At 37.3% G+C, this 9730-nt stretch carries 5 protein-coding genes and 1 pseudogene; 4 read left to right on the top strand and 2 right to left on the bottom strand.

Annotated elements, in window-relative coordinates; all coding sequences use genetic code 11:
• Positions 1–298: 298 nt before the first annotated feature.
• Genes proX through D5R40_RS27140 form a run of 3 tightly spaced genes read left to right on the top strand, consistent with a single transcriptional unit; the run spans position 299 to position 3547 of the window.
• The gene (proX, locus tag D5R40_RS27130) at positions 299–1360 is read left to right on the top strand and encodes a glycine betaine/L-proline ABC transporter substrate-binding protein ProX (RefSeq protein ID WP_124146765.1); all 1062 of its coding nucleotides are present in this window, start codon (positions 299–301) and stop codon (positions 1358–1360) included.
• 60 nt (positions 1361–1420) lie between these two features.
• Positions 1421–2449 carry a Glu/Leu/Phe/Val dehydrogenase dimerization domain-containing protein gene (locus tag D5R40_RS27135; protein WP_124155485.1) on the top strand — a complete coding sequence of 343 codons (1029 nt, stop codon included), beginning with the start codon at positions 1421–1423 and terminating at the stop codon, positions 2447–2449.
• Between the two features lie 45 nt (positions 2450–2494).
• The gene (locus tag D5R40_RS27140; RefSeq protein WP_124155486.1) at positions 2495–3547 is read left to right on the top strand and encodes a class I SAM-dependent methyltransferase; all 1053 of its coding nucleotides are present in this window, start codon (positions 2495–2497) and stop codon (positions 3545–3547) included.
• Positions 3548–3605: 58 nt separating this feature from the next.
• Here D5R40_RS27140 and D5R40_RS27145 read toward each other — a convergent pair whose 3' ends face one another.
• Entirely contained in the window at positions 3606–4823 is a 1218-nt protein-coding gene (locus D5R40_RS27145) for an FAD-dependent oxidoreductase (RefSeq protein ID WP_124155487.1), read from the bottom strand.
• A gap of 1381 nt (positions 4824–6204) precedes the next feature.
• On the opposite strand from D5R40_RS27145, the pseudogene D5R40_RS42195 reads away from it, so the two are divergent.
• Positions 6205–8231 (top strand): annotated as a pseudogene (locus D5R40_RS42195) (N-acetylmuramoyl-L-alanine amidase).
• Positions 8232–8551: 320 nt separating this feature from the next.
• Here the strand turns inward: D5R40_RS42195 and D5R40_RS27160 are convergent.
• Positions 8552–9370, bottom strand: a complete 819-nt coding sequence (locus D5R40_RS27160; RefSeq protein ID WP_124147840.1) for an inositol monophosphatase family protein — start codon at positions 9368–9370, stop codon at positions 8552–8554.
• Positions 9371–9730: the final 360 nt, after the last annotated feature.

A 9730-nucleotide genomic window follows, 5' to 3' on the forward strand; every position in this document is an offset into this window, starting at 1 on the left:
GGGAGGGGCGAGGGGTGGGTTGTCTCCTGTCTCCTACCCTCACCCATAAGACTTTATTCAGCAAACCCTAATTAAACTCCATTTGGCGAATGGAAAAATCTCAAATCAATTAGCTTCATTTTATGATATGGTGTTAAATTGAATTGCCTAAAATCATACTGTGTATAGCTTTGAGATTTTTAAAATTTATGGTTTATACCTTGATGTCAGGTCTCTCATAAACACCATTAGGATACCCACTAGCTCTATGGAATAAAATTAAGCCATTGCTTGACTAAAACTAGCTTAAAAAACGAAAATGAAACGAAAAAGAAAAAAACACTGCTTAAAAATAGTTCTAGCTTTTCTGTCAATCAGTTTAATTGCCTGTCAACCGACTATCCAATCTAATCCTGAATCAACAGACCAAACGATGCCGGGTAAAGGGGTAAAAGTAAGCTCTGGCTCTAGTATCACAACCTATGCAGCATTTTTAACAGAAATTATTAATATTGGTCTAGAAAAGCTTGGTTATCAAACTGAACCCGTCAAACAGCTCAGTGTTCCCGTAGTGCATATTTCTGTTAGTAACGGAGAATTAGATTTCTACACCGATCATTGGGAAAAACTCCAAAATAAATTTTTTATAGAAAACGGAGGCGAAGATAAATTCAAGCGGGTGGGAATTATTGTTGACAATGCTTTACAAGGGTATCAAATTGACAAAAAAACTGCTGATAAATATAAAATTATCAGCTTAGAGCAACTTAAAGATCCCAAAATTGCCCAACTTTTTGACTCAGATGGTGATGGCAAAGCTAACTTAGCAGGTTGTAATCCTGGATGGGGTTGTGAATTAGTGATTGAGCATCACTTGGATGTCTATGGACTGAGAGATACCGTTGAACACGATCAAGGTAATTATGATATTTTGTTGGCAGATGTAGTAGCTCGCAACCGACTGGAAAAACCTATTCTCTATTATCTTTACACTCCCCATTGGATACCTGCAGTGTTAGAACCTGGTAAGGATGCAATCTGGCTAGAAGTACCTTTTACTTCTCTACCAGAAGAACAGGGAGAAGTGTCGGAACAAGAAACTATGCTAGATGGAAAAAATCTAGGTATTGCGGTTGATAGAGTGCGGATAGTAGCAAACAATAAATTTTTGCAAGTTAATCCAGCCGCCAAACGTCTGTTTGAGCTGGTTTCAATTCCTATTGAAGATGTTAACGCTCAACAAAAACTCGTACAAGATGGTGAAAGTAACTCAGAAGATATCCGTCGCCATGCAGAAGAATGGGTCAAGAAAAATCAAGATAAGTTTGATAGCTGGCTAGAAGAAGCAAGAAAGACAGGAACAAATTTGTCAGAGAATTGATGTTTTTTTTTAACCTTTGTAATATAATCCACCATAATAAATAGAACAAATTTAGTTTAGATGAAAATTATTCAGAAAGATAGAGATGGTTTGCAATGCTTTATTGGGTTAGACAGACCAACCCTGAGTCATCCCAGTAACGGTGGATTGAGGGTCAAAACTTATAAATCTCAGACACTTGCTTGGGAGGACTGTAGAAATTTGTCCCTCGTTATGACCAATAAACATCGTCTGTACAATACAGGTTTTAGCGGTGGTAAAATTGTTGTAGCGATGGCCGATTGTCAAGCCTGCAAGAAAGAGCTATTGAGTTTTATCGGTTCTATGCTGAATGAGCTTAACGGTTTGATGTACACTGGTTGTGACTTGAATACTTCCTTGGAGGACATGGAATATCTCAGAAACCACTGTCCTTATATTCTGGCATCTCTAGATTCTCAAGTTGACCCGAGTATTGCCACAGCTTATGGTGTAGTGGGTAGTATTCAAGGTATTTTTGGAAAAAATCTTGAGGGCTTAGTTTTTCTGGTTCATGGTTTGGGAAAGGTGGGTAAAGCTACTGCTCTAGGTCTCCAAAAACTGGGAGCAAGTATCATGACTTATGACATTGTACCCCAGCGAGCAGATCTTCCGAATTGCAAGAATATCTCACAGGATCATAACTGGTGGGATATTCCCTGTGATGCATTAGTTCCTTGTTCCATCAGTGGTCTAATTACACCAGAAATTGCCGATTCCTTGCAGTGTCAATATATTGTTGGTTCTGCAAATGTTCCCCTAAGCGAACCTTCGGTACTTGATATTTTACAGGCAAAATCCATCACTTTTATTCCGGAATCAATTAGTAGTGCTGGTGCTGTTATTTGCGACTCAATCGAGTTTTATGCCCCATCAATTTTCAAGCAAGTAGACCCCTGCTATATTTATGCCTTTGTCCAAGAAATTGTTGAAAAAAAAGTTAATGCCTTTTTGGCAGAGTTAACCAATAGCGAAGAATCCTACGAACAAGTCATATCAACCCTGATTTCAGCAGCAGATAAACAACCCAGAGTGGGATGTCAAATGCCAGATTTTTTAGAGAAAAATTAAACCCAAAAGCAGGAAAAAAATCATCATCATTGGAGAATATCTGATATGGCAATTTATATGGCATCTGACTACTCACTCAACACACTTGGAGCAAAACTTTGTCTCGAAGCTGCTGGGAATTTAGTCAAAACAGCAATCCAACCTATCGAAAACTGTTCACAGGTAAGACTAGCTGATTATGGTATTGCAGATGGCGGTACTACCCAAGGATTATGGCAGCAAATTTTTGATACAATCAAAAAACAAAATAGCGGGGTTTTTATTGAAGCAATATTTAGTGATTTATCCAGTAATGATTTTAATGCTTTGGGTCAAACTTCATCCTTTTTAATGCAAGACGATCAAAATCTAGTCGTTTCAATGGTTCCACGCTCATTTTATGAACCTGTGTGTCCTCCCAATAGTCTAGACTTTGGTTTCTCTTCCACAGCCATGCACTGGTTAAGTAAGTTGCCTAAACATCTAACCTACCATACCCATATTAATGCTTGTGAGCAAGGGGAAGATAAAGCCATTTTTCAAGCCCAATCTCAGCTTGACTGGACTACTATTCTCCTAGCTAGGGCGAAAGAACTCAAATCAGGGGGGCAAATAGTCAGTGCCAACTTATCCACAGATGGAAAAGGGCGTTATTTAGGCAACAACCAGGTAGACTTGAATATGCATGATGTTCTCCATCAGATTTGGAAACAAATGCAGATTGAGGGTTTAATTAAGCCAGAGGAGTATGTTGACGCTACATTCCAAAATTATTACCGAACAGAAGCTGAATTTAGTGCCTGTCTTGAAGATTCCCAAAGTGAAGTTTATCAAGCTGGGTTAAGATTAGGGGACATACAAACCATCTTAATTCCCTGTCCTTATCGATCTCAGTACGAAGAAGATGGGGACACTGAGAAATTTGCCCAAGGACTTACTCAAACAATTCGTTCTTGGAGTGAGCATACTTTCCGAAATGCCTTCACTAATCGCTCCCATGAAGATGTTTTAGATATTGTCAACCAATTTTACGCCAGATTTACCGCTAGGGTTCGAGAAAATCCTAGTCAGTTTTCAATGGATTATTCACACACCCATCTTCGCATTTACAAAGAATAAGCAAAACCAGGATGCTGAATGTTCTCTCAATTCATGGCATCCTGGCAATTTTCAAAGATTATGCAGAAACAGTGGACAACGGCTTAACACACTCCCGACTAGCACTGAGGGGAGATAAATCAAAAGAGGGGGGCTGATCTAAAACTAACTCAGCAAGCAACTTGCCTAAAAGTGGTGTAAACTTAAACGCTTGACCCGATCCACCTGTAAAAAGACTAATTTGTGGATATCCGGGAAGCCGATCTAGCACAAATAAAGTATCTTTTGTCATCGTGTATGGACTAAAATACAGACCCACACACTCCTTAATTCCATCCCAATTATTACGAAGGAATTGATCGAGTAACTGCGCAAGCTCTGAATCGGGTTCTCTTACAAATGTACTCATGGTTTTGCTCCGCAATTCTGGCGGACACCAATCAATCCCAACTTTGATAAGTGATGTTTCAGGAGTATGACAAGGAAATCCGTAGTAGAGTCCACCATCGTTACTATCTGGCTTTTCTTGCTGAAAACAGAACCATTGTGGGAACTGATCTCGTAAAGTCTCTTCCACCCGATAGTGTCCCCATAACATCGGCCAAATTTCTAAATTGAGGGGATCTGTAAATGAGCTGAGTAAATCATTAGTCCAAGGTCCCGCCGTTAAAACAACTTGTTTGGCTATAAATATATTTCCTGATTGTGTTTTGACTTCAACTGAACCGGAAATAGTCACGTTGAGACTAACAGTTTCTTCTCCAGTGTGAATAGATACGCCATTAGTTTCGGCTTGAGATCGAAATAGCTCAATAGCTTTTGTAGACCAAACCATACCGGAAGTGCTTTCAAACAAACCGATAAAATCTGGTTTAGGACGCATTGGCCAACGTTGTTGGAGTTGTTCCGCATTTAAGGCTTCAAATGGAATCCCTTTCTTTTCCATCACCCGACGAGCACCTGGAATACTACCTTCTATTGTTTCTTCATCCCAAGCTTCGCCGTAGAAGAGCAAGCCATTTTGTCTCAGTAATTGACAATCATGTTGAACTTCAAGGTTTTTCCACTCTTTCAAGCTTTCCTCTTGCAATTCTGACAGATATTCATTAGAATACATTCGGCGATACATACGTTCATCGCCATAGGAACTGTTGTTGGGATTGGGAATAGAGTCTTTCTCTAGCAATATAATTTGTAGATGTTGTTTCTGGCTGAGGTAATAAGCTGTTGCCAGACCCGCAATACCACCACCAATAATAACTACATCTGCATTGAAATATGCTGTTGTTTCTGCCATTAAGTTTCTACCTAAATTCTGATGTCCGGTAGTATTATAAATTATATAATCGGGCGATCGCCATATATCGCCATATCTGGTTACTCGAGCTTCATATTACCGAAAAATTAAGGTATAAAGCCTCTCCATTCATGTAGAAAAGACAAAAAAAATCCTTTGAGTCAATCCTTCTATTACAGAAGAGGTAATAATTAATTATTGAACAGCTATTTATTGGATCTTGGACAAATATAAAAAAATAGTTAGTTTAATATTTACGCTAACTACTGGGTTATGGTAATAGAATCAAATCTGGAGTGATCTTCTTTTATCATATTATTTATCATCCTGAAGATCATAGGATGGATCTGGTTCAATTTCTCCACCAAAACAAATATCTAAATAACTTTCTTGAAGGGAATGAATAACCCTTTCCAGCTCATCAATAATATCCCTTCAAGTCATTTTTTCAACTGCATCAATATGAGCTTCACTTCCGGCTTTTCCGTTCATATTTATATTTAGTTTTTTTCTGACTATCAGTAGCCATAGGAAAAATCGGTGAAGCAGATTGTAATTTATAATAATAGTAAAGTTTTTGGTTTCTATTGACTTGATAACGAATGATATGACAATCACGAGGAATGACCTGTCCTTCTCGTTCAATTTTCTTAATTTTCTGCTTCATCTTACGGACTGCAGATTGGACAAAGCTAGAAAAAAAGCTGAGACTCGGCTTTAAGGATTCAGTCTCAGCTCAGAACAATATAATTTAAATGAATATCATGTCCGGATAATTAGTGATCAAAAAAACTTTCTCCTTTTCCTCCTATTTATTTTTTATTCTTCTTTTTTACCGAATTATTAATTATTAATTATTAATTATTAATTATTAAATAATTCGCGCCTTGAAGCCTCCCTTTTTAAGGGGAAAAAGCGGTCGATCTTCGTAGCTTCCCGTAGGGTGGGATGGCGAGGAGACCTCGCCATATCCAATCGACCAAGAGAAAAGAAATAATATCTCCTTATATTCAATTCCGTAGCGGTTTTAACCAGAGGTAATTATCAATTATCCATTATCCATTATCCATTAATGAATTCTTGCTTCCCTCCTGACTCCTGATGACTAACTCCTGAGGACTCCGTTGTTTATTTATAAGTATTCAACCGGAGATGATATTATACAGTAATCGCCAAATTACTTCCTCTAAATACAGATGTTCTATTGAATACGAATTTAAAAATTTAATAGTTCAAATCCAATATTTATCCGCGCCTCCTAATACCATGTCCGGATAATTAGTGATGACAACACTTTTTTCCCTATCTCCTATCTCTTGATTACCAAAGAGAAAAATTTAGTACAATAAAGAAATATAACTAAAAAAAACAAAAAAGTAATATGGTAAATTTTAATCCACTGCTAATGGCGACAAAAAAAACAATAATTCCCAAAATATTTAGCAAAATTATCGGCTCATCAACTTTAGGATTAATGATATTTTTAGGAGTAATAAGTACCATTTGCCCTATTGCCATGTCACACAATAATAGAGATGAAAATCCACTTAAACTCTCGGAAGAAACCACAACAAAATCTCTATTTCTTGCCTATCCTTCCGCAAGCCACAAAACTACTTCAGACAGAATTTTTCTAATTGGCACAGCTTCTCCAGAAGCAGAGGTTACTGTTAATGGAAAAGCAATTAATGAACGTAGTAAATCAGGTCATTTTGCCCCTAGTTTTCCATTACAAATAGGGAAAAATATATTTACTGTACGCCATCAAGACGAAGAAAAAATAATTACGGTAACACGCAACTCAAACCAACCACCTTTACCAGTGGGAATAGCTTTTGGTCAAGGTTCTTTGACTCCAGCAAAAGATATTGCCAGAATGCCAGGGGAATTAATTTGTTTTCAAGCGATCGCTCCTCCAAATGCTAATATTTCTGTTTTATTAGCTGCCCAAACTATTCCTTTACTTTCTCAGTCTCAAGTAGTAAATTTACCAGGAAATTTAGCAGTATTAACAGGAGATAATCAACCTGTTCCTTCTGCGGGAGAATATTATCAAGGTTGTGCGAAAGCAGAGAAACCAGGAGATTTAGGTCAACCTGAGTTTAAACTAAGTCTCAGAGGTAAGACAGTGACTCAAAAAGCACCGGGAAAAGTGACTATTCTTTCTCCGACTGTATTTGAGGTGGCGGAAGTAACAGTAGAAGAGGGAGTTGCGAGAACTGGACCCAGTACCACTTATTCGCGCTTGACACCGTTACCAAAAGGTACTAAAGCTTTGATTACAGGGAAAGAAGGAAACTATTTACGCCTTGATTATGGGGGGTGGATAAAAGCAGATGAGACTAAGATATTTACAGATGCAGCACCACCGCGTTCGGTAATTCGGAGTGCTCTTTCTCGTCAGGTTCCAGGTGCAACAGAAATCAGATTTCCTTTGCAAGTACCGGTACCAGTTACAGTCGAACAAGGGGATGGTTATTTAACTTTAATTCTGCATAATACGACTGCTCAAACTGATACTATTCGTTTAGATGATGACCCCTTAATTGAGCGATTAGACTGGCAACCAATCTTAACTTCAACAGTGGAAAATGAACAGGGAGTTAGGTATAAATTTTATTTAAAAACAGACCAACAATGGGGTTATAAATTAGAATATGTTGGTACAACTTTGCGATTAACTTTACGACATCCTCCGGTAGTCAAAAGTTAATCGCAAAGTTGTACCAACAATGGGGTTATAAATTAGAATATGTTGGTACAACTTTGCGATTAACTTTACGACATCCTCCGGTAGTCAAAAGTGGAATTAGTTCTGCATATAAACCTCTGACTGGAATGAAAATTTTGATTGATGCTGGACATGGTAGTGAGAATGATTTAGGGGCAAGAGGTCCTACTGGTTATCCGGAAAAAAATGTGACATTAATTGTGTCAAAGTTATTACAGGATGAGTTAATTGCACGAGGTGCTTCAGTATATATGACACGAAAAGCAGAAGAGGATTTATATCCTAAAGATCGCGTGGAAATGATTAATCAACAAGTTCCAGATTTAGCACTTTCTGTTCATTATAATGCTTTACCTGATTATGGCGATGCTCTAAAAACTCAGGGAATAGGTACTTTTTGGTATCATGCTCAAGCTCATAGTTTGGCAGTATTTTTACATAATTATTTAGTGGAAAAATTAGACCGACCTTCTTATGGGGTATTTTGGAATAATTTAGCTTTAGCTCGTCCGACAATAGCTCCTTCTGTATTATTGGAGTTAGGATTTATGATTAATCCTTATGAATTTGAATGGATTATGAATTCTCAAGAACAACAGAAGTTAGCAAAGGTATTAGCAGATGGAATTGTTGAGTGGGTAAGAAGAAGGAGTCAGGAGTCACGAGTCAGGAGTTAGGAGTTAGGAGTCAGTAGAGGATGCTAAACCTTTAAACGTTTAGTATTGCTATAAATTTTACTATTTCCTTTGAAGAAGTAGTCAGGAGTCACGAGTCATATCAAGTAACATTAATTAACCGCAATGTAGGGACGTTGCATGCAACGTCCCTACCAGGTTGGGTAAAGATTGTTTATTACAATTATTTAATGAGACATGATATCAGGAGTCAATAGAGGATACTCAACCCTTAAACAAGGAGAGGCTTTAAACCTAATTTTTCGGTAATCAACCTTCCTCCTTCCCTCTTCTTCCTTCTTCTTTCTTCCTTCTTCCTTCTCCTACTTTCTTAAAGGTTGTACTAAAGGCAAAAAATATGACACTAATTGTTGATTTCCGACAACCAAAGTAGGAAAGGGATGACTCGAATAATCTTTGCCAATTTTTAAAGGAAAAATATCTGTAGATTCTAATGGTATCCACACTGCACCTGCAGCTTTTGCTATTACCCAAGCTCCTGCAATATCCCAAATTCTAGGTGTAGCTTCAACTCCTGCAATAGATGCACCACAAGCTACAAGTAAAAAGTTATAACTTGCTATGCCTAACATTCTAATTTTTGTGGGAATTTGAGGTAAAATTTTGGTACTTCGGGAACAAAGATTAAATAAATGATTACCAGTAATATTGTCTTGATTTGGTTGAATTGGTTGATGATTTAAAAATGCTCTGGTGATAGGTGGGTTCGATAAATAAGTCTGATTTTCTTGATAATAAAAACCATAATAAGATTGATGTAATGGAGGCAAATGTATATAACCAAATATAGGAATACCTTGATACAATAAGGCGATAGAAGTTGCCCAAATTGGTATACCTTTAGCAAAGTTTGTAGTAGCATCTAAGGGGTCAATAATCCAACACCATTCATTACTAGGAAATATCTGTTGAGTTTCTTCTGTTAAGATTCCATGAGTGGGAAAAGTATGAGCGATCGCTTCTCTAATTTCTCTATCTGCCCATTTATCGGATTTAGTAATTAAACTACCGTCAGCTTTTTCATCTGCTGTGACATTTCCGAAGTCTTTTAATAATTGATTTCCTACTCGAAAAGTTATTGTTTCTGCGAAGTTTAAAACTTGATTCCAGAATTCTGTCATTTTAGCTTTGTTATCCCACTAGATTTTTGTTTTAAAGTTTATTGAAAGAATATTAATCAGTCATTTCAATTATCAGTTGTAAGTTGTCAGTAAACTTAAGTTATTAGTTGAATTTTCTACCTTGAATTTTTAGATTTTCATTTTGAGATTTTCTAGATAATGCCCAAGCAATAATGCCTAGAGGTTTACTATCAATATTTTTAATATTTTATAATGATAGAGACCATTATTAAAATTGAAGAAGGAGACAGGAGACAGGAGACAGGAGACAGGAGACAGGAGGAAAATTACATGGGGATTCGCTCCCCCAAGTAATTTTGAACACCCCCGTTGACGGTGGGGTATTAAACCCACAAAGAA

The sequence above is a fragment of the Okeania hirsuta genome (assembly GCF_003838195.1).
GTDB classification, from domain to species: domain Bacteria; phylum Cyanobacteriota; class Cyanobacteriia; order Cyanobacteriales; family Microcoleaceae; genus Okeania; species Okeania hirsuta.

Excerpts from the sequence above, each read along its gene's own strand:
- proX (WP_124146765.1), top strand. The coding sequence starts at position 299 with ATGAAACGAAAAAGAAAAAAACACTGCTTAAAAATAGTTCTAGCTTTT.
- D5R40_RS27135 (WP_124155485.1), top strand. The coding sequence starts at position 1,421 with ATGAAAATTATTCAGAAAGATAGAGATGGTTTGCAATGCTTTATTGGG.
- D5R40_RS27140 (WP_124155486.1), top strand. The coding sequence starts at position 2,495 with ATGGCAATTTATATGGCATCTGACTACTCACTCAACACACTTGGAGCA.
- D5R40_RS27145 (WP_124155487.1), bottom strand. The coding sequence starts at position 4,823 with ATGGCAGAAACAACAGCATATTTCAATGCAGATGTAGTTATTATTGGT.
- D5R40_RS27160 (WP_124147840.1), bottom strand. The coding sequence starts at position 9,370 with ATGACAGAATTCTGGAATCAAGTTTTAAACTTCGCAGAAACAATAACT.